This window comes from Streptomyces griseicoloratus (assembly GCF_014534645.1).
Taxonomy (GTDB): Bacteria; Actinomycetota; Actinomycetes; order Streptomycetales; family Streptomycetaceae; genus Streptomyces; species Streptomyces griseicoloratus.
This window is the reverse complement of record NZ_JACVQF010000169.1, coordinates 1-23,063: the sequence shown is the minus strand read 5'-3', so window position 1 is coordinate 23,063 and position 23,063 is coordinate 1. Positions and strand designations below refer to the sequence as shown.

Annotated in this window: 18 protein-coding genes and 1 tRNA gene; 11 read left to right on the top strand and 8 right to left on the bottom strand. The window is 71.8% G+C overall.

Features of this window, described 5'->3' with window-relative positions; genetic code table 11:
- Window positions 1-3 precede the first annotated feature (3 nt).
- Window positions 4-396: a MarR family winged helix-turn-helix transcriptional regulator gene (locus H0H10_RS07930; protein ID WP_188180145.1), complete on the top strand. Its 393-nt coding sequence runs from the start codon at window positions 4-6 to the stop codon at window positions 394-396.
- A gap of 30 nt (window positions 397-426) precedes the next feature.
- Here H0H10_RS07930 and H0H10_RS07925 read toward each other — a convergent pair whose 3' ends face one another.
- Both H0H10_RS07925 and H0H10_RS07920 read right to left on the bottom strand, forming a co-directional pair.
- The gene (locus tag H0H10_RS07925) at window positions 427-1,206 is read right to left on the bottom strand and encodes a maleylpyruvate isomerase family mycothiol-dependent enzyme (RefSeq protein ID WP_188180152.1); all 780 of its coding nucleotides are present in this window, start codon (window positions 1,204-1,206) and stop codon (window positions 427-429) included.
- 192 nt (window positions 1,207-1,398) lie between these two features.
- Complete coding sequence (locus H0H10_RS07920) at window positions 1,399-2,571, bottom strand: MFS transporter (RefSeq protein WP_188180144.1); 1,173 nt, start codon at window positions 2,569-2,571, stop codon at window positions 1,399-1,401.
- Between the two features lie 202 nt (window positions 2,572-2,773).
- Between H0H10_RS07920 and H0H10_RS07915 the strand changes: the two genes are divergently transcribed.
- The 3 genes from H0H10_RS07915 (at window position 2,774) to H0H10_RS07905 (ending at window position 4,489) form a co-directional block, all read left to right on the top strand.
- Window positions 2,774-3,118 (top strand): alpha-amylase inhibitor, encoded by a 345-nt coding sequence (locus H0H10_RS07915; protein ID WP_188180143.1) that lies wholly within the window; start codon window positions 2,774-2,776, stop codon window positions 3,116-3,118.
- Window positions 3,119-3,374: 256 nt separating this feature from the next.
- Window positions 3,375-3,466 (top strand) — tRNA-OTHER (locus tag H0H10_RS07910).
- Between the two features lie 357 nt (window positions 3,467-3,823).
- Complete coding sequence (locus H0H10_RS07905) at window positions 3,824-4,489, top strand: maleylpyruvate isomerase family mycothiol-dependent enzyme (RefSeq protein WP_188180142.1); 666 nt, start codon at window positions 3,824-3,826, stop codon at window positions 4,487-4,489.
- Between the two features lie 89 nt (window positions 4,490-4,578).
- Here the strand turns inward: H0H10_RS07905 and H0H10_RS07900 are convergent, their stop codons facing one another.
- Window positions 4,579-5,607 (bottom strand): LacI family DNA-binding transcriptional regulator, encoded by a 1,029-nt coding sequence (locus H0H10_RS07900; protein ID WP_188180141.1) that lies wholly within the window; start codon window positions 5,605-5,607, stop codon window positions 4,579-4,581.
- A 265-nt stretch (window positions 5,608-5,872) separates the two neighbouring features.
- Here H0H10_RS07900 and H0H10_RS07895 point away from each other — a divergent pair, with 265 nt between their 5' ends.
- From H0H10_RS07895 to H0H10_RS07870, 6 genes are read left to right on the top strand one after another with little or no spacing between them, the layout of a single operon-like run.
- Window positions 5,873-7,234, top strand: coding sequence for an ABC transporter substrate-binding protein (locus H0H10_RS07895; protein WP_188180140.1), 1,362 nt, complete (start codon window positions 5,873-5,875; stop codon window positions 7,232-7,234).
- Window positions 7,231-8,163 (top strand): carbohydrate ABC transporter permease, encoded by a 933-nt coding sequence (locus H0H10_RS07890; RefSeq protein ID WP_188180139.1) that lies wholly within the window; start codon window positions 7,231-7,233, stop codon window positions 8,161-8,163. Before H0H10_RS07895 ends, H0H10_RS07890 begins: the two co-directional genes overlap by 4 nt.
- A 2-nt stretch (window positions 8,164-8,165) precedes the next feature.
- The gene (locus tag H0H10_RS07885) at window positions 8,166-9,059 is read left to right on the top strand and encodes a carbohydrate ABC transporter permease (protein ID WP_188180138.1); all 894 of its coding nucleotides are present in this window, start codon (window positions 8,166-8,168) and stop codon (window positions 9,057-9,059) included.
- A 57-nt stretch (window positions 9,060-9,116) separates the two neighbouring features.
- On the top strand, window positions 9,117-11,225 hold the full coding sequence (locus H0H10_RS07880) for a glycoside hydrolase family 2 protein (RefSeq protein ID WP_188180137.1): 2,109 nt from the start codon (window positions 9,117-9,119) through the stop codon (window positions 11,223-11,225).
- A 38-nt stretch (window positions 11,226-11,263) separates the two neighbouring features.
- Window positions 11,264-12,928 carry a ricin-type beta-trefoil lectin domain protein gene (locus H0H10_RS07875; RefSeq protein WP_188180136.1) on the top strand — a complete coding sequence of 555 codons (1,665 nt, stop codon included), beginning with the start codon at window positions 11,264-11,266 and terminating at the stop codon, window positions 12,926-12,928.
- Between the two features lie 55 nt (window positions 12,929-12,983).
- The gene (locus H0H10_RS07870) at window positions 12,984-14,225 is read left to right on the top strand and encodes an ROK family protein (protein ID WP_188180135.1); all 1,242 of its coding nucleotides are present in this window, start codon (window positions 12,984-12,986) and stop codon (window positions 14,223-14,225) included.
- Window positions 14,226-14,259: 34 nt separating this feature from the next.
- Here H0H10_RS07870 and H0H10_RS07865 read toward each other — a convergent pair whose 3' ends face one another.
- Genes H0H10_RS07865 through H0H10_RS07850 form a run of 4 tightly spaced genes read right to left on the bottom strand, consistent with a single transcriptional unit; the run spans window position 14,260 to window position 18,758 of the window.
- Window positions 14,260-15,639 (bottom strand): GH1 family beta-glucosidase, encoded by a 1,380-nt coding sequence (locus H0H10_RS07865; protein ID WP_188180134.1) that lies wholly within the window; start codon window positions 15,637-15,639, stop codon window positions 14,260-14,262.
- 32 nt (window positions 15,640-15,671) lie between these two features.
- Complete coding sequence (locus tag H0H10_RS07860) at window positions 15,672-16,499, bottom strand: carbohydrate ABC transporter permease (RefSeq protein WP_188180133.1); 828 nt, start codon at window positions 16,497-16,499, stop codon at window positions 15,672-15,674.
- A 6-nt stretch (window positions 16,500-16,505) separates the two neighbouring features.
- Window positions 16,506-17,459, bottom strand: coding sequence for a carbohydrate ABC transporter permease (locus H0H10_RS07855; RefSeq protein ID WP_188180132.1), 954 nt, complete (start codon window positions 17,457-17,459; stop codon window positions 16,506-16,508).
- 12 nt (window positions 17,460-17,471) lie between these two features.
- Window positions 17,472-18,758 (bottom strand): ABC transporter substrate-binding protein, encoded by a 1,287-nt coding sequence (locus H0H10_RS07850; protein ID WP_188180131.1) that lies wholly within the window; start codon window positions 18,756-18,758, stop codon window positions 17,472-17,474.
- Window positions 18,759-19,043: 285 nt separating this feature from the next.
- Between H0H10_RS07850 and yicI the strand changes: the two genes are divergently transcribed.
- Window positions 19,044-21,314 carry an alpha-xylosidase gene (gene yicI, locus H0H10_RS07845; protein ID WP_188180130.1) on the top strand — a complete coding sequence of 757 codons (2,271 nt, stop codon included), beginning with the start codon at window positions 19,044-19,046 and terminating at the stop codon, window positions 21,312-21,314.
- A 43-nt stretch (window positions 21,315-21,357) separates the two neighbouring features.
- Here the strand turns inward: yicI and H0H10_RS07840 are convergent, their stop codons facing one another.
- Window positions 21,358-22,560: a cysteine desulfurase-like protein gene (locus H0H10_RS07840; RefSeq protein ID WP_188180129.1), complete on the bottom strand. Its 1,203-nt coding sequence runs from the start codon at window positions 22,558-22,560 to the stop codon at window positions 21,358-21,360.
- Between the last annotated feature and the right edge of the window lie 503 nt (window positions 22,561-23,063).

The following is a 23,063-nucleotide window of genomic DNA, read 5'->3' as shown; positions in this document are numbered from 1 at the left end:
CCCATGGCGGCGAACAAGGCCGAACAGGCGCTCGTGACCCGGTGGCGCGGCATCCTGGCGCTGCACGCCCGTACCCAGTGCGAACTCGACCGTGTGCTGCACCGGCACGGCCTGTGCGCCAGTGACTTCGAGGTGCTCGACGTCCTCGCCGAGCGGCGGGGGCCGAGCAGTTCGTGTGCGTTCCGCGTGCAGGAGATCTCCGAGCGGGTCCATCTCAGCCAGAGCGCGCTGTCGCGGCTGGTCGCCCGGCTGGAGAAGGACGGCCTCGTCGAGCGCGGCCTGTGCGCGGAGGACCGGCGGGGCGTGCGGGTGTCGCTCACCGCGAAGGGGCGTGCGCTGCACGGCGAGGTGCTGCCGGTGCAACGGGCGGTGCTCACCCGGATGCTGGCCGACTGAGCGGGCCCCCGAGCGGGGGCCGGATCAGCTTCAGGTGACCGCCGACTTCTCGCGCCACAGTTCGGCGAGGCGGGCGTCGCCGGTCACGACCGGGAACGGCTGCCGGTTCCAGAGCGCGAGGTACAACCGCGCGGCGGGGCCGGCCAGTTCGCAGTCGGGGTCGCCGGCGTCCCCGGCGTCTTGGGTGTCCTTGGCGTCTTGGGTGTCTTGGGCGTCGCCCCGTACGGTGACGGGCGGTTCCGTGGACAGTCGTACGGTCCACACCGCGCCCGGCACGTCCGTCGCCCGGATCCGCAGTGTGCGGGGCTTCTCGCTGCGGACGGCGCTCTTCGCGCGGGCGTGGAATCCGCACAGCAGCTCGTCGATGCCGTCCACCGCGAAGTCCTCGCCGGGGTCGGAGGGCGTGCCGCCCCTGGCCGACTCGGCGTCGAACCGGTGCACGGTCGTCTCGTGCGCCTGCCGCCTGGCCCAGAAGGCGAGCGGCGACGGCGCGGGCAGGAAGTGCCAGCAGCGCACGTCCGCGGGGGCGGCGCGGAGCGTGTCGACGAGCATCCGGTGCCCGTCCCGGAACCAGTCCAGCAGCGCGGGCCCGTCCAGGTCCGGCAGACCGCCGTCCGGGTGGTAGGAAGTGTGCCCCTCGGCGACGAACGCCGTCGCCCACCGGTGCACCATTCCGGTGTGCCGCAGCAGGTCCCGCACGTGCCAGCCGGGACAGGTCGGCACCTCGGCACCGCTCCCGGCCACCTCGGCGGCCGCGGCCAGCAAGAGGCCCTCCCGCTCCAGGACATCGACGTGGGCACTGATCGTCATGGTCTCCATGGCGGAGAGTGTGCCGGATGGAGTGTGGTCGAGGGGGAGGGGTCTCGCGGAGTTCCCGCGCTCCGGGAGGCGTCGGGTCCGGGCCCTGGTGTGTCCGGGCGCCGGGCCCCGCGCGTTCGGGCGCCCGGCCCCGCGCCTTCGGTGTGTTCGGGTGCCGGGCCCGGGGTCCTGTTTGCAGGGCGGTCAGCCCGGCGCCACCGCGCGCCTGGTCGCGATCGCGATGAGGACGGCCGCCGCCGCCAGTACCGCCACGCTGGTGAGCGCGGCCGGCAGGGAGAACCAGTCGGCCATGAAGCCGATCGCGGGAGGGCCGAGCAGCATGCCGCCGTAGCCCAGCGTGGACGCGGTCGCGACGCCGCTCGGGCCGCCCAGCGCCCCGGCCCGTTCCACCGCTACCGGGAAGATGTTGGCGAGCCCGAGCCCGGTGATCGCGAAGCCGAACAGTGCCACCCCGACGGAGGGGGCGAGCGAGCCGAGCAGCATGCCGACCGCGGCGGTCGTGCCCCCGGCCACCACCGTGGGGGTCCTGCCCAGACGTTCCAGCAGGGTCGTACCGGTCAGCCGGCCGGCGGTCATGGCCAGCGCGAAGCAGGAGTACCCGACGGCCGCGAGACCGGGCGAGGCGTCCAGGTCCTGCTCCAGATGCAGGGCGCCCCAGTCGGCCATGGCGCCCTCGCCGTACGCCGTGCACAGGGCGATCAGCCCGAAGGTGAGGACCAGCCGGCGGGTGCGGGCGTCCGGTCGGCGCGGGGCGGCGTCGTCCCGGGCGGTGCGCTCCGGCGGGGAGGGTGGTTCGCAGCGCAGCAGGGCGCGGCCGGCGACCAGCGTGACGATCAGCCCGGTCGCGGTGAGGCCGGCCAGGTGCTGCGCGGGCGAGAGCGAGCCGGCCACGATCGCGCCGAGCCCGGCGCCGACCATGCCGCCCAGGCTGAACGCGGCATGGAAACTGGGCATGATCGGGCGTCGCAGCACGGCCACGAGATCGACGGCGGCGCTGTTGAAGGCGACGTTGATCCCGCCGTAGGCACTGCCGAACACCAGCAGGACGATGCCGAGGGCGAGCGCGGAGTGGGTGAGCGGGGGCAGGGCGACACTGAGGCACAGCAGAACCGCGCAGGCCACGGTGACGGGGTGGCTGCCGAAGCGCCGGCAGAGCCGGCCGGTGAGGGTCATGGTGACGACGGCGCCCGCCGACACACCGAGCAGGGCCAGGCCCAGGGCGCTGGCGGAGGCGCCGGTCTGCTCCTTGATGGCGGGGATCCGCACCACCCAGCCGGCGAACACGAAGCCGTCGAGCGCGAAGAAGGCGGTCAGGGCGACACGGAGGCGGCCGAGATCGTCTCGGGGACCCGGCACGACGCTGTGCGAACGGGATTTGTTTATTAGCGGCACAAAGTCAGGCTAGGCGGCGGAGCGGGGAGGGGCAAGGGCAGTGTGCGGGTGCTGCGAGCGCGGCTGCCCCGGTGCCTTCGAAGTCTCTGATCCAGCGTTGAGCGGGCCGTTCGTCCCGGTGAGAGTGCGGATGTGGTAATCGCCCGTGAACAGATGGGATGGGAACGTGCGTAAATTCGCTTCGTGCATCGCCGCGGCGGCCCTGGCGGGTACGGCACTGTTGGGGGTCGGCCAGGCCCACGCGGCCTCCGCGCCGGCGGCCCCCGCGGCAGCGGCTGACCCCGCGCCGAGCTGTGTCGAGGGAACGGGAGCGGTCATCTTCGACCGGGTCGTGACCGTCTGGATGACCAACAACTGCGCGACCACGCAGAGGGTCATGCCGACGTGGAACTACGAGATGGTTCCGGCGCCCGACTGTTACGAGCTCCAGCCCGGCCAGGAGGCGGTGTTCCACCGGGACAAGCCGTTCTTGGGCAGCAGCTGGCAGTTCCAGGGCCTCGTCAGCTGCTGATGGCCTTCAGTTCCTGATGGCTCACCCTGTTCCGGCGGTTTCCGGCCCGCACCCCACGGACCGGGAGCCGCCGTCCCCATGTGCACCCGCCCGGGCGGCCGCTCCGGATCTGCCGACCGGCCGTCCGGAACCGACAGCGAGAAGGCGATCCCGGGCGAGGATGCAGCCGGCCGAGTCGCCTGTCTCCGTGACAACCAGCGTGCTTCGGCTCACGATCGTCCTCCCGCGCGGGGTTTAATCGCGTGCCTTGGCGCAGGCCGGCGGCTACGGTGGACGCGTTCAGGTGCGCAGGTTGCGGCTACTTCTCCTGTCAAGAGGGAGACGCGGGTTCGAATCCCGCCGCCGGCCCCGGCCGGTGTCGTCCAGCGGCCCAGGACGCCAACGTCGCCGCCACCGATTCGATCTCTGGACACGCAGGCTGAGGCCGCCCGCCTTCGGGGGAAGCGGGCGGCCCTGCCCTACTCGTCAGCGGGCCCGCGTTCCGGCGTGGCGAGTTCGATGCCGATGCCCGCACCCGACGTAGTGCCAACTCCGTCTGCTGCCAGTGCGCGCGCGATGCGGGTTGGGGCTCCGTGGAAAAGATCGTTCACCGGCGATGACATTGCTCGTGAGTGAGAGTCTCCTTCGGGGAGCGCCCCTGCCGGACGTCCGTTGTCCGGGCCGGGGGCAACGCAGATCTCGATCCCTGACAGGAGCCCAGCCCCTATGACTGATCCGGCACAGACGGCAGACCGCAATCGCGAGACGGGGATCTGGCCCTTGATCCACGGCGAGCGAGCCGCGCTGGCGGCCGATCTCGCGGATCTGACGGACGAGCAGTGGGCGACGCCCTCGCTCTGCGCCGGTTTGACGGTACGCCAGGTACTGGCGCATCTGACCGCGGGCGCGAGCCTCAACGCCGTGAGGTGGCTGGCGGGTGTGATCCGCTGCCGGTTCGACTTCGACAAGCAGGTGGCCATGCGGCTGGCCGAGCAGCTCGGTGCGACCCCGGGCGAGACCCTTGAACGTTTCCGGCGCATCGTCCCGAGCACGACCAAGCCGCCGTTGCCCGCCGTCGCCATGCTGGGCGAGACGATCGTGCACGGAGAGGACATCCGGCGCCCGCTGGGCATCCACCGCGACCATCCGATCGGGGTCGTCACGGAGACGGCCGAGTACTACCGGGGCTCGGACATGGTCGTCGTTGCCAAGGGACGCATCGGCGGCCTGAGACTCGTCGCGGATGACGGTCCCTTCACGACGGGTTCCGGGCCTGTCGTGTCCGGCCGCACCGTGTCCCTGTTGATGGCCATGACCGGGCGCGCGACGTACTGCGACGATCTCGAAGGCGACGGTGTGGAACTCCTCCGCAGTCGTTGCGGGCCGGCGTGACAGCGAGCGTTTCCGTCCACCCTCCGAACTGAGGCGAAGGCAACGGTGTTCTCCCGGCCCGCTCCGTCATCGAAGAGGGGCAAGGGTGTTCAGGGCCCCGCGCCTCCCACCCCCACCGTGCTCTCCCTGACCAGCAGCCGGTGGGGAGCCTTCGTCTCCGTCGGCGGCGGTGCCGAGCCGTCGATGACGCCCAGCAGGGTGCCGACCGCCGTGCGTGCGATCTCGGCCTTGTCGGGGGCGACGGTGGTCAGGGAGGGGGAGCTGTACTGCCCCTCCTGGATGCCGTCGACGCCGACCACGGCGATGTCGTCGGGCACCCGCACCCCGGCCCGCGCCGCGGCGCGCATCGCGCCGATGGCCAGCAGGTCGTTGTAGCAGAAGACCGCGTCGGGCGGCTCGGGCAGGGCGAGCAGGTGCTCCATGGCCTGGGCGCCGAGGTGGCGGTGGAAGCGCTGGGTGGGGACGATCAGCTCCTCGTCGACCGCGTGCCCGGCCCGCTCCAGCGCCTGGCGGTAGCCGATCGTGCGCAACTGCGCCGTCTCGCCCGTGCTGTACGGCTGGTCACCGATGGCCGCGACGCGGCGGCGGCCCAGGCCGAGCAGGTGCTCCGTCGCCTCGCGGGCCGCGGCGACGTTGTCGATCGCCACGTGGTGGAAGCTGCCGTTGAAGATGTGCTCGCCCAGCAGCACGACGGGCACCCGGTTGGTGCGGCTGCGCAGTTCCTCCGCCGAGATGGTCAGCGGGCTCAGCAGCAGACCGTCGAACATCGTGGCGCGCGACTCGCGGCCGAGCAGTTCCCGCTCGCGCTCCCCGTCACCGTCGGTCTGGTCGAGCATGACGACGTACCCGTGGGCGCGGGCGGCGGTGATGACCTCCCGGGCCAGCTCGGCGAAGTACGGCACGTCGAGCTCGGGCACGACGAGGGCGATCATCCCGCTGCGTCCCCGGCGGAGATTGCGGGCCACCAGGTTCGGCCGGTAGTCGAGCTCGTCGAGCGCCGCCTGCACCCGCGTCCGCAGCTCCTCGGAGACGGGCACCGACCCGTTGACCACGTTGGACACGGTGCGGATCGAGACCCCGGCGCGTCGGGCGACGTCGCGGAGCGTGGAGCCGGCCATCCAGTTCCCCCTCACAGCCCTCGCGGGCTTCTTCCGTCGGCAGCATCTCGCGTCGGCGCCGGTGCGACCACCGCTGACGCAGGTTGATGTTACTCAGCTATTGCATCGTTGCAAAAGGCGCAGCATCATCTCTGCATCGTTGCAGAGCAGTTGGCGGCGACCGGCGCACTGCCGTGCGGACGACGCCTGCGCGCAGTCGTGACCTCCGCGCACGCGTCCCCTCCCTGCTCCCTCGCGACCGCCTTTCCGACAGAGGAGCCGTGCCATGTCCAGACCATCCGTCCCACGCCGCAGCGTCCTGCGCGGTGCCCTCGGCGCCGGCGCGCTCGCCGTCGCCTCCGGCCCGCTCGCGGCGTGCGCCCCCGGCTCCTCCGGGTCCGAACCGCGCAAACTGACCAGCACCCCCAGCGCCTCCGCCAAGGGAGAGATCACCATCTGGAACCGCTCGGGCGACCTGTTCAAGGTCTTCGACGCGGCCATCGACGCCTTCCGCAAGGCGTATCCGGACGTCAAGGTGAACCACCAGGCCGTCGACATCGACGCCAAGCTCGCCAACACCCTGATCAGCGGCACCGACCTGCCGGACGGCAGCTTCTGGGACGACGCCAAGATCGGCGGCCAGGTCGAGCACCTGTACGACCTGACGGACCTCATCGCGCCCTACCGGAACAGGACGTCGGCGTACAAGCTGTCGGTCAACACCGTCGACGGCCGGATCTACGGCGTCCCCTGGGACCTCGACCCGGGCCTGCTCTGGTACCGCGAGGACCTGCTGGAGGACGCGGGCGTCGACCCCGCCGGCCTGAAGACCTACGACGACCTGCTGTCGGCGGCCCGGTCGCTGAAGGAGAAGAACCCCGCCGCCGGCCCGATCCACATGGAGAAGGACCCCTTCCTCGGACAGCTGTGGCTGGAGATGCTGGCCGGCCAGCAGGGCACCAGCCTCGCCGACGAGCACGGGAAGGTGCGGCTGGACTCCAAGGAGTACCGCACCACCCTCAACTGGATCCGGGACGCCGTCGACGAGGGACTGGTCACCCATGCCGAATACCTCAAGCAGGCCGACCTCGCCGCCCTGGAGAACGGGCAGCAGGCCCTGGTCCCCTGGGCGGTGTGGTGGTCCTTCGCTCCCCAGCAGCTGCTGAAGAAGACCAAGGGCAAGTGGCGGGCCGCCCCGCTGCCGGCCTGGACCCCGGGCGGGGCGCGCAGCGGCGCCATGGGCGGCAGCAGCTTCATCATCCCGGCCAAGGCCAAGAACCCCGAACTGGCCTGGCTGCTCTACGAGTTCCTGTGCTTCAAGGAGCCCGGCTACAGCGCGGTGTACGGCCCGAGCGAGGTCTACCCCGGCGGCCTGACCACCTCCGTACCGAGCTACGCCCCCGCCCGCCGCGCCGACCGGCCGCTGTTCGAACCGGTCGCCGCGCTCGGCGGCCAGGACCTGTGGAAGGTCGCCGTGGACGCCGCGGACGCCATCCCGCCCGCCGCGCCGATCCCCGCCTGGTGGAACAAGTCGGTCGACTACCTCGGGAACAACCTGCAGCGGCTGATGGAGGGGAAGATGGCGCCCGACGACGTCATCGACGACTCCACGAAGAAGATCCAGCGCAATCTGGTGGACCGCGCATGACCCCCACGACCCTCACCCCGGCACGCCGGGAGCGGGCCGCCCCGGCGCCGCCGCGCCCCGCGCGCTCCCGCCGCCGGCCGTTCCTCACGCCGTACCTCTTCGTCGCCCCGTTCTACGTCGTCTTCGCCGCCTTCGGCCTGTATCCGCTCGTCTTTGCCCTCCAGCTGAGCTTCACCGACTGGAAGGGCGCGGGCGAGGCGCACTTCATCGGCCTGGAGAACTACACCTACCTGCTCACCAGCGAGGAGTTCTGGTCGTCGCTGGGCAACAGCGCGGTGATGTGGCTGCTGATCGTGCCGGTGCAGATCGTCGGGGGCCTGGCCGCCGCGGTGCTGCTGGCCAACGCCAGGCTGCGGCTGCGGGGCATGTTCCGGGTCGCCTTCATCGCGCCGTTCGTCACCCCGCTGGTGGCGATGGCGCAGGTCTGGATCGTGGCCTTCGACACCGACTACGGGCTGGTCAACCACCTGCTCGGCCTGGTCGGCCTGCCCGGCGTCGACTGGCTGCAGTCGACCGCCTGGGCCAAGCCGACGCTCGCGCTGCTGTTCCTGTGGAAGACCACCGGCTTCGCGGTCATCATCCTGCTCGCCGGACTCCAGGCCGTGCCCGCCGACGTGTACGAGGCCGCCTCCCTCGACGGCGCCTCCCGGAAACGGCAGTTCTGGTCGCTGACGCTGCCGCTGATGCGCCGGAGCATCGCCTTCCTCGTGGTGGTGCAGACCCTCGCGGTGTTCCAGATGTTCGCCGAACCCCACGTGGTCACCCAGGGCGGCCCCTACGGCTCGACCACCACCGGCGGCCTCTACCTCTACAACCACATCACGACGTCCGACCTCGGGACCGGCGCCGCGAACTCCTTCCTGCTGGTGCTGCTGGTGTTCGCCCTGTCCCTGCTGTCCGTGCGTCTGCTCCGCTCCCGGGACGAGTGACCATGATCAGCCAGAGCAAGGAACGCAACAGCGAGCGGCGCAAGAGCCTGTCCCGCCCCGCTCCGGGCCCCTTCCAGTACCTCGTGCTCGGCCTCCTGGCCGTCGTGTTCGTCTACCCCATCTGGTGGGCCGTCAGCTCCTCGCTGAAACCGCCGGCCGAGATCGTCCGCGACCCGCTGTCCTTCTCGCCGGGCGCGGCCACCCTCGACAACTACCGGGCCATGTTCGACGACGTGCCGATCGGCACCGGCTTCCTCAACACCGTGCTGGTCGTGGCCGTCAAGGGCGCGATGACCATGTTCTTCTGCCCGCTGGCCGGCTACGCCTTCGCCAAGTACCGCTTCCCCGGCAAGAACCTGCTCTTCGGGGTGCTGATGCTCACCCTGATGCTGCCGACCCTCGTGCTGATCATCCCGCTGCTGCTGGAGATGAGCCAACTGGGCTGGGTCAACACCTACCAGGCGCTGATCCTGCCCGGCAGCATCGACGCCTTCAGCATCTTCTGGATGCGGCAGACCATCGCCGCGGTCCCCGACGAACTCCTCGACGCCGGACGCGTGGACGGCGCGAGCGAGTTCGGCATCTTCGCCCGGATCGTGGTGCCCGTCATCCGTCCCGGCATCGCCGCACTCGGCGTGCTGACCGCCATGAACATCTACAACGACTTCGTCTGGCCCGTCGTCGCCGTCAACGACGAGAGCCACCAGACGCTCCAGGTCGTCCTGTCCACCCTCGCGCAGAACGTCACCGGCAACCGCGTCGGCGCCGACTTCGCGACCGTCTGGGGCGAACTGCTCGCCGCCGGAAGCATCGCGATGCTGCCCGTGCTGGTGCTGTTCGTCCTGCTGCAACGCCACTTCATCAACGGGATCCTCGCGGGCAGCGTCAAGGGCTGACCAACCGTCACCTCCCTCCTGTCCCCGCCCGCGCACCGATCGGAGCACACACACCCCATGTCCACCCCGCACGCCCCTCGCCCCGAATACCCCCGGCCCCACTTCGACCGCTCCCACGCCTGGCTCGGTCTCAACGGCACCTGGGACTTCCGCGCCGACCCCGCCGAGCGGTACTCCGCCGACGCGCCCGACGGCTACGACCAGCGGATCACCGTGCCGTTCGCCTGGGAGACCCCCGCCTCCGGCATCGCCGCGCACTGGCTGCAGACCGCCTGGTACCGGCGTACGTTCACCGTGCCGGCCGACTGGGCCGGACAGCGCGTCGTGCTGCACTTCGGCGCCGTCCACCACGAGGCCACGGTCTGGGTGAACGGCACCGAGGTCGCCCGCCACGAAGGCGGCTACACCCCCTTCTCGGCCGATGTGACCGACGCCCTCCGCGACGGCGAGCAGCTGCTCACCGTGCGCGTCCACGCCCCCGCCGACAAGCGGGACATCGCCCACGGCAAGCAGCGCAGCATGCCCCGAGACGACTACGACGGCGTCTGCTTCACCCCGTCCTCCGGCATCTGGCAGAGCGTCTGGCTGGAGTCCCGGCCCGCCACCCACCTCGCCTCCCTCCGCCTGCGCCCCAACCACGACCTGACGGGCATCAGCGTCGAAGCCGCCGTGCGCGGGCCGGCCGTCGACGGCGCGTCGCTGCGGCTGCGCGTCCGCGGCGAGGCCACCGCCGTGACGATGACCGTCGACCCCGACGGGCGGGCCCGCACCGAACTCCTGCTCGCCACACCCCGGCACTGGTCGCCCGAGGACCCGCACCTCTACCACGTCGACGCCGAGCTGACCTCCGCCGACGGCACCGACCGGGCCACCTCCTACACCGGCCTGCGCAGCATCACCGCCGACGGCGAGAACCTGTACCTCAACGGGCGCCGGCTGTTCGTCCGCGGCGTGCTCGACCAGGGCTACTGGCCGGACACCGGCATCACCGCCCCCGACGACGCGGCCCTGCGCCGGGACCTGGAGCTCGCCGCCGACGCCGGCTACAACCTCGTACGCAAGCACCTCAAGCTGGAGGACCCCCGCTACATCCACCACGCCGACACCCTCGGCATGCTCCTGTGGGCCGAGCCCGCCTCGCCCGGACGCTTCTCGCCCGCGTCCGTCGCCGCCTTCGCCGAGCAGATCGAGCCGATGGTGGAACGCGACGGCAACAGCCCGGCCATCGTCATCTGGGGCCTGTACAACGAGGAGTGGGGCCTGGACTGGGACATCCCCGGCGACGAGGCCAAGCAGAAGGCCACCGCCGACGCCTACGACCGGCTCAAGGCCCTCGACCCCACCCGCCCGGTCGTCGACAACTCCGGCTGGACCCACGTCAGGACCGACCTGCTCGACTGGCACTACTACGACGAGAGCGCCGCCTCCTGGGCCACCACGGTCGCCGACCTGCTCTCCGGCGCGCGCGACGACTTCCCCGTCAAGCTCGGCCCCGACTACGTCGTCCACAAGAAGCTCGCCGTCCCCGCACAGCCCCTGCGCGGCCTGCCCAACCTCAACAGCGAGTACGGCGGCGGCTTCACCGGCCTGGAGCGCGCCTGGCACCTGCGCTGGCAGACCCAGGAACTGCGCCGCCACGACCGGCTCGCCGGGTACGTCTACACCGAGCTGTACGACATCGAGCACGAGAGCGCCGGACTGCTGGACTTCCGGCGCGCCGCCAAGGACCTCGCCGGCGTCGACCCGGCCCACGTCAACGCGCCGACCACCCTCGTCCTGGACGTCACACCGGTCGCGCCGGGCCGCGACCTGCTCACCCCCACGCCCGACTTCACCGTGGACCTGCGCGTCTCCCACCACGGGTCCGACCCGGTCGAGGGCACCGTGCACACCGCCTGGACCCCGGTGTACGCGCCCACCCCCCAGGACCCGGGCACCGCCGTCCCCGGCTGCCGCGCCGGGGCCAAGCCGTACGTCCTCGGCGCACCCGTCACCGTGCCCGCCGCCCTGCCCGCCGCCCTGCCCGCCGGCTGGACCAGCGGACGGCTGCACCTGGCGCTGGTCGTGGACGGCACCGTCGCCGCCCGCACCGCCCTCGACGTGGACACCCGCACCGAGCCGCACATCGGCGACGACCCGGCCGCCCGCGCCGCCCAGGCCCACTGACCCGCACCACCCGGCACCCACCACCAAGGAGTCGATCCGTGCGCAACCTCTCGCCCAGACGCACATCACCGGCGCTGCTCGGCGTCCTCGCGCTCGTCGCGGCGCTGCTGTCCCTGTGGACCCAGCCCGCCTCGGCCGCGCCCGCCGGCCAGGTCCTGGCGTCACCCGACCTGGCGGCCCACCCGCAGGGCGACGACAGCTACCCGCGCGCCGTCCGCCTCGACCACGACGGCTCGGCGGGCCAGACCATGCTCGCCACCTACGCCCGGCGCAACCAGGGCACCACCAACACCCTGCCCATCCACCGCAGCACCGACGGCGGCCGCACCTGGAGCACCACGCCGATCTCCACGATCACCTCGCACACCGCCGGCTGGGACATCGAGGCCCCGGTCCTCTACGAGGTGCCGCGCACCGCGAACGGCCTGAACCAGGGAGACCTGCTCGCCGCCGGCACCGCCTGGCGGGCCGGTGACTACACCACGCAGAAGATCGAGGTCTTCAAGAGCACCGACCACGGCCTGAGCTGGCAGTACCTCTCCGACTGCACCCGGACCAGCGGCCTGCCCGACACCATCGGGCACGGCATCTGGGAACCCTGGTTCCTGCTCGCGCCGAACAACACCCTGGCCTGCTTCATCTCCGACGAGCGGCCCGCGAACAGCCCGACCAACAACCAGGTCATCGGCCACTACACCTCCACCGACGGCGGACGCACCTGGAGCGGCACCCTCACCAAGGACGTCGCCTTCCCGGCCGACGCCCTCGCCCGCCCCGGCATGTCGATCGTCGTCCCGCTGCCGAACGGGCGGTTCATGATGGCGTACGAGATGTGCCGGGACGCCACCGACGCCGACCACGCCTGCGAGGTGTACACCAAGACCAGCCCCGACGGCCTGAACTGGGCGCCCGCCGACGACCCCGGCCCCCTCGTGCGCACCGCCGACGGCAGGGAACTGCTGCACACCCCCTACCTCGCCTGGGTACCGGGCGGCGGCCCCGACGGCACGCTGCTGATGTCCGGCCAGCGCGTCGTGACCGGGCCCACCGGGAACAAGGCCGTGATGGCCGAGTCCGGCAGCGTGCTGTTCGCCAACACCGACCTGGGCGCGGGGGAGTGGACCGAGATCGAGGCCCCGGTCCTGACCGACCCGACCGGCGGCTACAACCCCGGCGAGCCCTCCTGCCCGGCCTACAGCTCACCCGTCGTGCCGCGGGCCGACGGCACCTCCTTCCTCTACCTGACGGCCACCTGGCTCGGCAACGGCAACCAGTGCCAGATCCGCTTCGGCACCGGCGCGCTCGGCGGTCCGGTCGGCCAGGTCACCACGCCGTGGGTGGCGGGCAGGTGCCTCGACGTCGACACCAACACCAGCGGCAACGGCAGGGCCGTCCAGCTGTGGGACTGCAACACCGCCACCGGCCAGCGCTGGTCGGTCGCTCCCGACGGCACGCTGCGCGCCTTCGGCAGATGCCTCGACATCGACGGCAACGGCACGGCCAACTTCACCAAGGTGCAGTTGTGGGACTGCTCCCCCGGCGTCGGCGGCCAGCAGTGGCGCCACCGGAGCGACGGCTCCCTGCTGAACCCGCAGTCCGGCCGCTGCCTGGACATACCGTCCGGCGCCACGGCCAACGGCACCAAGCTGCAGATCTACGACTGCAACGGCCTCGGCACCCAGAAGTGGAACCTGCCCGGGTAGCCGGGGGACAGGGGCGCGGGCCGGCGCCCCGGGCGTCGCATACGCTCGAACCACGATGAAGAACAACCTGACCCCCCTGGAGCCCAAGGCCGACAAGGCCACGGTCAGACGGCACAACCTCAGCCTGGTCCTGAGGGCCGTGCACGACGCGGGGGAGGCGACCCGGGCCGGCATCGCCACGCACGTCGGACTGACCCGCGCGGCGGTGTCGTCCCTGGTCGAGCAGTTGCTGGAGTACGGCTTCGTCACCGAATGGGGAAAGACCAGCAGCGGTCAGGCAGGGCGCCCCGGCACCGTCCTGAAGGTGTCCCGGTCCGGCCCGGCGGGCCTCGGCGTCGAGATCAACATCGACTACGTCACCGTGTGCGTCGTCGACCTCGCCGGCACCGACCGGGTCCGGCTCGTCGAGCACGTCGACAACCGCGGGGTCCAGCCCTCCGAGGTGCTGGCCCGCGCGGCCCGGCTGGCGGCCCGCGCCATCGGGTCGGCGGCCGAGCAGGACCTCACGCCCGCCGGTGTCCACGTCGCCCTCCCCGGACTGGTGACCGGCGGCACCGTGCGCCAGGCCCCCAACCTCGGCTGGCAGCGGGTCGCGGTCGAGGGACTGTTCGCGCAGGCGCTGCTGGCCCTGCGCCCCGCCCACCGGGCGCTGCCGGTCAGCTCCGACAACGAGGCCAACGCGGCCGCCCTCGCCGAGCTGTGGTTCGGGGCCGGCACCGAGGGCGTGCGCAGCTTCCTTTACCTCACCGGGGAGATCGGCATCGGCGGTGCCCTGGTGCTCAAGGGGGAGCTGCTGCGCGGCGCGCACGGCTTCGCCGGGGAGATCGGGCACATGGTGGTCGACCCGGACGGGCCGCTGTGCCGGTGCGGAGCCCGTGGCTGCCTGGAGCAGTACGCCGGACAGGCCGCCCTGCTCAGGGCCGCGGGCATCGCCCCGGACGCCGGTGTGCCCGGCGTCGCGGAACTCGGACGCCGGGCACGGCGGGGCGACCCGTCCGCGCTGTCGGCGATCGAGCGGGCGGGACGGCGGCTCGGGATCGTGGTGTCGGGGGCGGTGAACCTCTTCGACCCCGACGCGGTGATGCTCGGCGGCGTCTACCGGGAACTGATGGACTGGCTGGCCCCCGCAGTCGACCGCGAACTCGCGCTCCGGGTGGTCTCCGGGCTCTGGCGCGAGGACGGGGAGCGGCTCAGGGCGTCCTCCTCCCTCGGGGACGCGGCCCGCGGCGCGGCCGGCGTGATCGTCCGCGAGGTGCTGGCGGACCCGGCGGCGTACGCCGAACGCATGGAGCACTGAGGAAGGGGGCCGCCGGGCGGCCCCCCTCGCCGTGTCAGCCGCGGTGCGCGGCGATCAGCTTCCGGTACCAGTGGTAGCTGTCCTTCGGCGTGCGCTCCTGCGTGTCGTAGTCGACCCGGACGATGCCGAAGCGCTTGTCGTAGCCGAACGCCCACTCGAAGTTGTCCAGCAACGACCACACGTAGTACCCGCGGACGTCCACGCCCGCGTCCATCGCCGCCCGCAACGCGGTGAGATGGTCGCGCAGGTAGGCCACCCGGTCGGTGTCGTGCACCCCGCCGTCGGCGGCGACCGCGTCGTCCTCCGCCGACCCGTTCTCCGTGATGTGCACCGGCGGCAGGGCGTCGCCGTACCGCTCCTTGAGCCGCACGAGCAGGTCGGTGAAGGACTCCGGCACGACCGGCCAGCCCATCGCGGTGTGCCGCACGCCGGGGAGCCGGACCTCCTCGTAGCGGTTGTCCGTGGCCACGCGCCGGGCGGGGTCGCTCTCGCGGTACGGGGCGTCGGCGACCACGATCGGCCGGTAGTAGTTGATGCCGAGGAAGTCCAGCGGCTGGGAGATCAGCTCCAGGTCGCCGTCCCGCCGGAAGTCCGCCCCGGTGATCAGCTCGCCCCAGGTCTCCTCCTCCGTGGCCGGGTAGCGGCCCGCGAGAATCGGGTCGGTCCACACCAGGTTGTGCTGCGTGTCCGCCCGGACCACGGCCGCAAGGTCGGCGGGGGAGCCGGTGGCCGGCAGGTTGCGGTCGAGGTTGAGCGTGATGCCGGCCTCCCGCACCCCGGCCGCCCGCAGCGCCGACACCGCCAGCCCGTGGCCGACCAGCAGATGGTGGGCGGCGGCCAGGGCACCCCGGCCCTCGCGGGCGCCGGGGGCGTGCCGGCCGACGGAGTAGCCGAGGAAGGCGCTGCACCACGGCTCGTTGAGGGTGATCCAGCGCGGCACCCGGTCGCCCAGGTGCTCGGCGACGACGGCCGTGTACTCGGCGAACCGCTCCGCCGTCTCCCGCACCCGCCAGCCCCCCCGGTCCTCCAGGGCCTGCGGCAGGTCCCAGTGGTACAGGGTGGCGGCCGGCTCGATGCCCGCCGCGAGCAGCTCGTCGACGAGCCGGGAGTAGAAGTCCATGCCCTTCGGGTTCACCGCGCCGGAACCCTCCGGCAGGATGCGTGGCCAGGCGATCGAGAAGCGGTACGAGTCGACGCCCAGGTCGCGCAGGAGCGCCACGTCCTCGGGGTAGCGGTGGTAGTGGTCGCAGGCCGTGTCACCGGTGTCGCCGTTGGCCACCAGACCTGGGGTGTGGCTGTAGGTGTCCCAGATCGAGGGGCCTCGGCCGTCCTCCCGCACCGCGCCCTCGATCTGGTACGAGGCGGTCGCGGCGCCGAAGACGAAGCCGGGCGGAAAGCCGGGGAAATCGCTCATGCGGGGGGAATCCCTCTCCGGTCGTGGGGTGGTCACTTGACGGAACCGCCGGTGATGCCGGCGGCGATGTACTTCTGGGCGAGGACGAGCAGGACGGCCGCCGGGACCGCGGAGAGCACGGACGCGGCCATCACCGAGCCCCAGTCGCCGACGTGCGCCCCGATGTACTGGTAGATGCCGAGCGTGATCGGCTTGACGTCGTCGGTGGTGTTCAGCGTGAGCGCGAACATGAAGTCGCTCCACGAGAACAGGAAGGCGAACAGCCCCGAGGTGATCAGCGAGTTGCGGCTCATCGGCAGCACCACCCGTACGAACGTGCGCACCGGTCCGGCGCCGTCCATCTGCGCGGCCTCGATCACCTCGCCCGGGATCGACACCATGAAGGACCGCATCAGCACGATGGAGAACGGGATGCCGAGCGAGGCGTCCGCCAGCATCAGGCCGAAGTAGGAGTTCACCAGGCCCAGGTCGACGTACGAGTTGTAGAGCGCGTTGGCGATGACGATGCCCGGCACCATCTGGGTGATCAGCGTGCCGAACACGATGGTCCGCGAGCCGCGCAGCCCGAAGCGCGCCAGCCCGTAGGCCGCCGGAGCCGCGATCGCCAGGCAGATGACGACCGCGCCGAGCGAGACGGCCAGCGAGGTCAGCAGGTGACCGCCCTGGTCGCTGACGGCCTTGGAGAAGCCGGACAGGTCCAGGCTGCCGGGCACCGGGTCGACCTGGAGCAGGCCCGCCTCGGGCTGGAGGGCGGTGTTGAGCATCCAGTACAGCGGGAAGAGCATCACGCACAGGATGAGCACGCCGGCGACGGTGGAACCCCAGCGGCGGCGGGACGCGGTGGGCGTGTGGGTGGCCATCGTCGGTCACTTCCCCTCGGTGCGGTTGGCCCGCAGGTAGAACACCGCGAAGACGGCGGAGATCAGGATGAGTACGTTGCCGACGACCGCGCCGGCGCCGAAGTCCAGCTGCACGAACGAGTTCTGGTAGGTGAGCGTGCCCAGGGTCTGGGTGGAGTCTGCCGGGCCGCCGTCGGTGAGGGCGAGGATCAGGTCGAGGATCTTCACCGTCGACATGAATCCGAGGACGAGCACGACCGTGATGACCGGCTTGAGCATCGGCAGGGTGATGGAGCGGAACGTCCGCCAGCCCGAGGCGCCGTCCAGGGAGGCCGCCTCGTACAGCTCCTTCGGGATCTCCTGCAGACCGCCGTACAGGATGACCATGTTGAACGGGATGCCGATCCAGATGTTGACCAGGACGACGGACAGCAGGGCCATGTCCGGACTGGTCAGCCAGGGAGTGTGGCCGCCGACGCCGAGCGTGTCGAGGAAGGAGTTCAGTACGCCCGTGTCCTGGTCGAGGATGCGCCGCCACACGATGCCGGACACCACCATGGGCACCAGCCAGGGCAGCAGGATCAGCGACCGCAGCACCCCGTTCAGGGGGAACCTGCGGCTGAAGAACACCGCGAGGGCCAGCCCGATGCAGAACTGGCCGAGCAGCGAACCGGCCGTGAAGACGAGCGTGTGCCACAGGGCCTTGCCGAACAGGGCGTCCTGGAACACGTCGGACCAGTTGTCGGTGCCGTTGAACGGCGCCTCACCGGTGAAGAACGTCTTCGGCGTGTAGTGCTGGAAACTCATCACGACGTTGCGGACGAGCGGGTAGCCGAAGAACAGCAGCATGAAGAAGACCGCGGGGGCGACGAACCCCCACTGGGCGAGCCGGCGCCGGCGGCGCAGCCGGGCCGGGTCGGGCGCGGCGGACGTCTTGGACGTCGTGACGGGGGACTGGGCGGTGACGGTGGACGTGGTCATGGGGCGCGTACCTCAGTTCCCGCTCGTGGCCCGCTGCTGGGCGCGCTTCAGGGCGGCCTCGCTGGACTGGCCGGTCAGGGCGGACTGGAAGGCGCTCTGCAGGGCGAGCGACACGTTCGACCAGCCGGCGCCGAGCTTGGCCGTACGGGACCGGGCGGCGGCGACCTGGTCGGCGAGCGCGTCCAGTTCGGGCACCCGCTCGCGCCACACGGCGGCGGCCTTGGCGTTGGCCGGCACCATCCAGCTGTTGAGCGCGTAGGTCAGCTGCTCCTTCTCACTGGAGAGACAGGCGACGATCCGGCCGGCCGTCCTCTCCCGGGCCTCGTCACCGGTGTTGGGCACGGTCAGCACGGCACCGCCCAGCGGACCCACCGAGTCGTCACCGGCCTCGGGCACCGGGATCTGCGCGATGCCCCAGTGCAGCGACTTCTTGGTGTTGAGGGTCTCCACCTGCCACGGACCGTTGATCATCATCGCCGCGTTGCCGGCCATGAACTGGTCGTTGACGTCCGCCTGCGTCCAGTTGACCGTCGACTTCGACAGCGAGCCGTCCTGCAGCAGCGCCTTCCAGTAGTCGAGGGCCTCGGCGACCTGCGGGCTGTCGAGCTTCGTCTCGTCGCCGCCGTTGGACCACATGAACGGCGTGAACTGGAAGACGCCGTCCTCCGCGCCGCCGGCGCTGAGGGCCAGGCCGTACCGCTTGCCCTCGGTCAGCTTCTTCGCGGTCTCCCTCAGCTCGTCCCAGGTGGCGGGCACCTTCAGGCCGGCCTGGTCGAGGACGTCCTTGTTGTAGAAGAGCGCGAGGGTGTTCACGGACCGGGCCGCGCCGTAGTACGTCCCCTTGTACGAGCCGAAGTTGACGATGCCCCGCGGGATGTCGTCGGTGCTCAGGCCGAGGGTCCTCAGATCGACGAGACCGCCCGCCTCGGCGAAGGTCGGCATCTCCGAGGCGTCGAACTGCACGATGTCGGGGAGGGACTTCGAGGACGCCATGCGCAGCGCCTTCGTCATGACCTGCGCGGCCGGGACGCTCTGCTGCTCGATGGTGACGCCGAGCTGCTTGCCGCAGCGGGCCATCGCCTCGGCGTCCCAGCGGTGGTACGACTCGTCGGTCGAGGAGTTCATCACGGTGTACACGTCGGCGTCGCGTTGCTGCCCGCAGCCGGTCAGCGCCGCCCCGGCGATCAGGACGGAGACGGCGGCGACGGGCGCGACGACTCTGCGGGAGCGTCCGCGCCCACCGGGCGTCGCGGCCGGAGGGTGTGCTGTCAAGGCGAGCGAGGTGAAGCGCTTCGACATTGGTGCGGCCCTTGCTGTCGTACCGTCCGGCTTCCTCGCCGGACCGTTTTGTTTGATGGGATGACTAATACGTCACGAACATGTCGGCGCGCTAGAGCAAAGTGGCCTCGATCTCGTCGCTCCGTGGCGTGACGAGGCTGTTGTTGTAGGTGATCGTGCCTGTTCAGAGCGGTGAAGCCGTGGCGATGCCCTCGGAAAGCGCATTTGTTTTGTGTACGATCAAAATGCCTGTGAGACGCCTCCGTGCGCCCACCCGCCAGCCTCCCGCCCCACCCAAGGAAGATCATGAAGTTCACCGACGGCTTCTGGCTCATCCGCGAGGGTGTGCAGATCTCGTACGCCACCGAGGTGCGCGACGTCCGCACACAGTCGAAGCGCTTCACCGCCCATGCCGCCGTGAAGAAGGTGACGCGGAGGGGGGACACGCTCAACGCGCCTCTCCTCACGGTCGACTGCTTCTCTCCCGCCGAGGGCGTCATCGGCGTCCGGGTCACCCACCACGCCGGCAAGCGCCGGCCCGGCCCCGACTTCGCCCTCACGGGCGCGGCGGACGACGCGGGCGCGGTGCGGCAGGACGGCACGGTCACCGAGCTGACCAGCGGTCCGCTGACCCTGCGCCTCGACCGGAACGGCCCCTGGAGCCTCACCTTCCACGACGCCGGCGGGCGTGAGCTGACCCGCGCCAACGCCAAGGGCACCGCGTTCGCCACCACCGGCGACGGGGCCCACCACATGCTGAGCCGGCTGTCGCTCGGCGTCGGCGAGCAGATCTACGGCCTCGGCGAGCGCTTCACCCCGTTCGTGAAGAACGGCCAGGTCGTCGACATCTGGCAGGCCGACGGAGGCACCAGCAGCGAGCAGTCCTACAAGAACGTCCCGTTCTACCTCTCCTCACGCGGCTACGGCGTCTTCGTCAACCACCCCGGCGCCGTCTCCTACGAGGTCGGCTCCGAGTCCGTCGGGCAGGTGCAGTTCAGCGTCGAGGACCAGACACTGGAGTACTACGTCGTCGCCGGCCCCACGCCCAAGGACGTCCTCACCCGCTACACCGCCCTCACCGGCCGCCCGGCCCTGCCGCCCGCCTGGTCCTTCGGCCTCTGGCTCACCACGTCCTTCACCACGTCGTACGACGAGCGGACCGTGATGTCGTTCGTCGACGGCATGGCCGAGCGCGGCATCCCGCTCTCCGTCTTCCACTTCGACTGCTTCTGGATGCGCGAGTACCAGTGGTGCGACTTCCAGTGGGACCCGGACGTCTTCCCCGACCCGGAGGGCATGCTCGCCCGGCTCAAGGACAAGGGCCTGAAGGTCAGCGCCTGGATCAACCCCTACATCGCCCAGAAGTCCCCCCTGTTCGAGGAGGCCGCCGCCCTCGGCCACCTGGTCCGCCGGCCGAACGGCGACGTGTGGCAGTGGGACCTGTGGCAGGCCGGCATGGGCCTGGTCGACTTCACCAGCCCCGAGGCCCGCGCCTGGTTCCAGAGCAAGCTGAAGCCGCTGCTCGACCAGGGCGTCGACTCCTTCAAGACCGACTTCGGCGAGCGCGTCCCCACCGACGTCGTCTGGCACGACGGCTCCGACCCGGAGCGCATGCACAACTACTACACGCACCTCTACAACCGGACGGTCTTCGAACTCCTCGAGAAGGAGCGCGGACAGGGCGAGGCCGTCCTCTTCGCCCGCTCCGCGACCGCGGGCGGCCAGCAGTACCCGGTCCACTGGGGCGGCGACTGCTGGTCGTCCTTCGAGGCCATGGCCGAGTCGCTGAGGGGCGGCCTGTCCCTGTCCCTGAGCGGCTTCGGCTTCTGGAGCCACGACATCGGCGGCTTCGAGGGCACGCCCGACCCCGCGGTCTTCAAGCGGTGGCTGGCCTTCGGCCTGCTCTCCTCGCACAGCCGCCTGCACGGGTCCTCCTCGTACCGGGTGCCGTGGGAGTTCGGTGAGGAGGCCGTCGACGTGGCCCGGCGCTTCACCCTGCTCAAGCACCGCCTGATGCCGTACCTGTACGGCGCCGCCGTCGAGGCCCACCGCACCGGCGTGCCGGTGATGCGGCCCATGGTGCTGGAGTTCCCGCGCGACCCGGCGTGCCGCACGCTGGACCGCCAGTACATGCTCGGCCCGGACCTCCTGGTCGCGCCCGTGTTCACCGAGGACGGCGAGGTCGAGGTCTACCTCCCCGAGGGCACCTGGACCCACCTGCTGACCGGCGAGCGGGTCACCGGCCCGGCGTGGCGCACCGAGCAGTACGGCTACGACGGCCTGCCGCTGTACGTCCGCGAGGGCGCCGTCCTGCCGCTGGCCTCCGACGACCGGCGACCGGACGGCGACTGGCTGGACGCGCCGACCCTGCTCGTCCACCCGCCCGCCGGGCCCGGGTACGCGGCCGAGGTCACCGTGCCCGACCTGCTGGGCGCGCCGGCCGCGACGTTCCGGGTGCGGCGTGACGGTGATGCCCTGCACGTCACCGCGAGCGGCACCGACCGGCCGTTCACCGTGCGGGTCGCGGGCGGGGCGAGCGCCGAGGGGACCGGCGAGGTGAGCGTGCCGCTGACCTGAGGCGAGGCGGGGGCGGCGGACTGTCCGTCAGCGGGGGAGGCCGTCAGCGGGGGAGGCTGCCCAGCGCCGCCAGCAGCCGGTCGACGTCCTCGGCGCAGCTGTACGGCGCGAGCCCGACCCGCACGCCGCCCTCGTCGCCGAGGCCGAGCCGGCGGGCGGCCTCCACGGCGTAGAAGGAACCGGCGGGGGCGTCGACGGAGTGCTCGGCCAGGTGCCGGGAGACATCGGCGGGGCGCAGACCCGCCACCGTGAACAGCAGGGTCGGGGTGCGCCGCGCGGCCCGCGAGTACACGGTGACCCCGCCGAGGTCCGCCAGCCCCTGCTCGATGCGCTCGCGCAGCGCGTCCTCGTGGGCCTCCAGTGCCGCGAAGGAAGCGACGAGCCGGTCCCGGCGGCCGCCCGCCGTGTCCGGCACCAGGTCCGCGAGGAAGTCGACCGCGGCGCGGGCACCGGCCAGCAGCTCGTACGGCAGGGTGCCCAGTTCGAACCGCTCGGGCACGGCGTCGCTGGAGGGCAGCAGCTTGTCGGGGCGGAGGGTCTCCAGGAACTCGGGCCGGGCCGCCAGTACGCCCAGGTGCGGGCCGAGGAACTTGTACGGCGAGCACACCAGCGTGTCGGCGCCCAGCGCCGCCAGGTCGACGGCTGCGTGCGAGGCGTGGTGCACCGCGTCCACGTGCAGCAGCGCCCCGACGCCGTGGGCCAGGGCGGCGAGGGCCGGGACGTCGGGGCGGGTGCCGATCAGGTTGGACGCGGCGGTGACCGCGACCATACGGGTGCGCGGGGAGAGCACGGCCTCCACGTGCTCGGGGCGCAGCTCCCCGGTTTCCGGGTCGAAGTCGGCCCAGCGCACCGTGGCGCCGGCCGCCTCGGCCGCCTGGACCCAGGGCCGGATGTTGGAGTCGTGGTCCAGGCGGGTGACGACCACCTCGTCACCGGGCCCCCAGGACTTGGCGAGCGTCCGGGACAGGTCGTACGCCAGCTGCGTGGCGCTGCGGCCGAAGACCACGCCCCGCGGGTCGGTGCCGAGCAGGTCCCCCAGTGCGCTCCGGGCGTCGGTGACGATGTCGTCGGCGTTGCGCTCGCCCTCGGTGGTCCGTCCCCGGTTGGCCAGCGGCCGGGTCAGGGCGTCCGCGATCGCGTCGACGACCGGCTGGGGCGTCTGCGTGCCGCCGGGTGCGTCGAAGCGGGCGGAGCCGGACTTGAGGGCGGGTATCCGCGAGCGGATCGCGTCGACGTCGAGGGTCATGTGAACTCCTGGTGGGCGCGGGTGACTTCGGTCGGGCGTCGGCTGACGCGGTCCTGTGCCGGGGCGGCGGGTACGGGGCCCGGCCGGGCCCGCCTCCCGTGCCGCACCCTGCGGCTGCGGCCACATGATCGCAGCTCGGCGTGCCCGGCGACAGGGACGGGGACACGGTCCGGTACCGGCCGTTCGTGGCCGGCTGCCGCGCTCGGCGTGTGATGCCGCCGAGCGCCACGACGTGCGTGCCGCGCGCGGCCACAGTGCCGGCCGCCTGCCGGGCCGCGCGTCGGGCAGCCGGGGTCCTGGCGAGAGGGCCGGGCGATCGGACATCCCCCGCCCCGACGAGGGCCACTTGCCGCGGCCCCGCCTCGCGCGGCCGGGCCGCGGCGCGGCACGAGACCGTATCGCGGCTCGGCGTGCCCGGCGACAGGGACGGGGACACGGTTCGGTACCGGCCGTTCGTGGCCGGCTGCCGCGCTCGGCGTGTGATGCCGCCGAGCGCCACGACG

What these genes read in the sequence shown, in the direction of transcription:
- H0H10_RS07870 (WP_188180135.1), top strand. Translation starts at nt 12,984, where the DNA reads ATGAAGAACAACCTGACCCCCCTGGAGCCCAAGGCCGACAAGGCCACG.
- H0H10_RS07850 (WP_188180131.1), bottom strand. Translation starts at nt 18,758, where the DNA reads ATGTCGAAGCGCTTCACCTCGCTCGCCTTGACAGCACACCCTCCGGCC.
- H0H10_RS07905 (WP_188180142.1), top strand. Translation starts at nt 3,824, where the DNA reads ATGACTGATCCGGCACAGACGGCAGACCGCAATCGCGAGACGGGGATC.
- H0H10_RS07855 (WP_188180132.1), bottom strand. Translation starts at nt 17,459, where the DNA reads ATGACCACGTCCACCGTCACCGCCCAGTCCCCCGTCACGACGTCCAAG.
- H0H10_RS07860 (WP_188180133.1), bottom strand. Translation starts at nt 16,499, where the DNA reads ATGGCCACCCACACGCCCACCGCGTCCCGCCGCCGCTGGGGTTCCACC.
- H0H10_RS07925 (WP_188180152.1), bottom strand. Translation starts at nt 1,206, where the DNA reads ATGACGATCAGTGCCCACGTCGATGTCCTGGAGCGGGAGGGCCTCTTG.
- H0H10_RS07865 (WP_188180134.1), bottom strand. Translation starts at nt 15,639, where the DNA reads ATGAGCGATTTCCCCGGCTTTCCGCCCGGCTTCGTCTTCGGCGCCGCG.
- H0H10_RS07885 (WP_188180138.1), top strand. Translation starts at nt 8,166, where the DNA reads ATGATCAGCCAGAGCAAGGAACGCAACAGCGAGCGGCGCAAGAGCCTG.
- H0H10_RS07895 (WP_188180140.1), top strand. Translation starts at nt 5,873, where the DNA reads ATGTCCAGACCATCCGTCCCACGCCGCAGCGTCCTGCGCGGTGCCCTC.
- H0H10_RS07930 (WP_188180145.1), top strand. Translation starts at nt 4, where the DNA reads ATGGCGGCGAACAAGGCCGAACAGGCGCTCGTGACCCGGTGGCGCGGC.
- H0H10_RS07840 (WP_188180129.1), bottom strand. Translation starts at nt 22,560, where the DNA reads ATGACCCTCGACGTCGACGCGATCCGCTCGCGGATACCCGCCCTCAAG.
- H0H10_RS07880 (WP_188180137.1), top strand. Translation starts at nt 9,117, where the DNA reads ATGTCCACCCCGCACGCCCCTCGCCCCGAATACCCCCGGCCCCACTTC.
- yicI (WP_188180130.1), top strand. Translation starts at nt 19,044, where the DNA reads ATGAAGTTCACCGACGGCTTCTGGCTCATCCGCGAGGGTGTGCAGATC.
- H0H10_RS07890 (WP_188180139.1), top strand. Translation starts at nt 7,231, where the DNA reads ATGACCCCCACGACCCTCACCCCGGCACGCCGGGAGCGGGCCGCCCCG.
- H0H10_RS07900 (WP_188180141.1), bottom strand. Translation starts at nt 5,607, where the DNA reads ATGGCCGGCTCCACGCTCCGCGACGTCGCCCGACGCGCCGGGGTCTCG.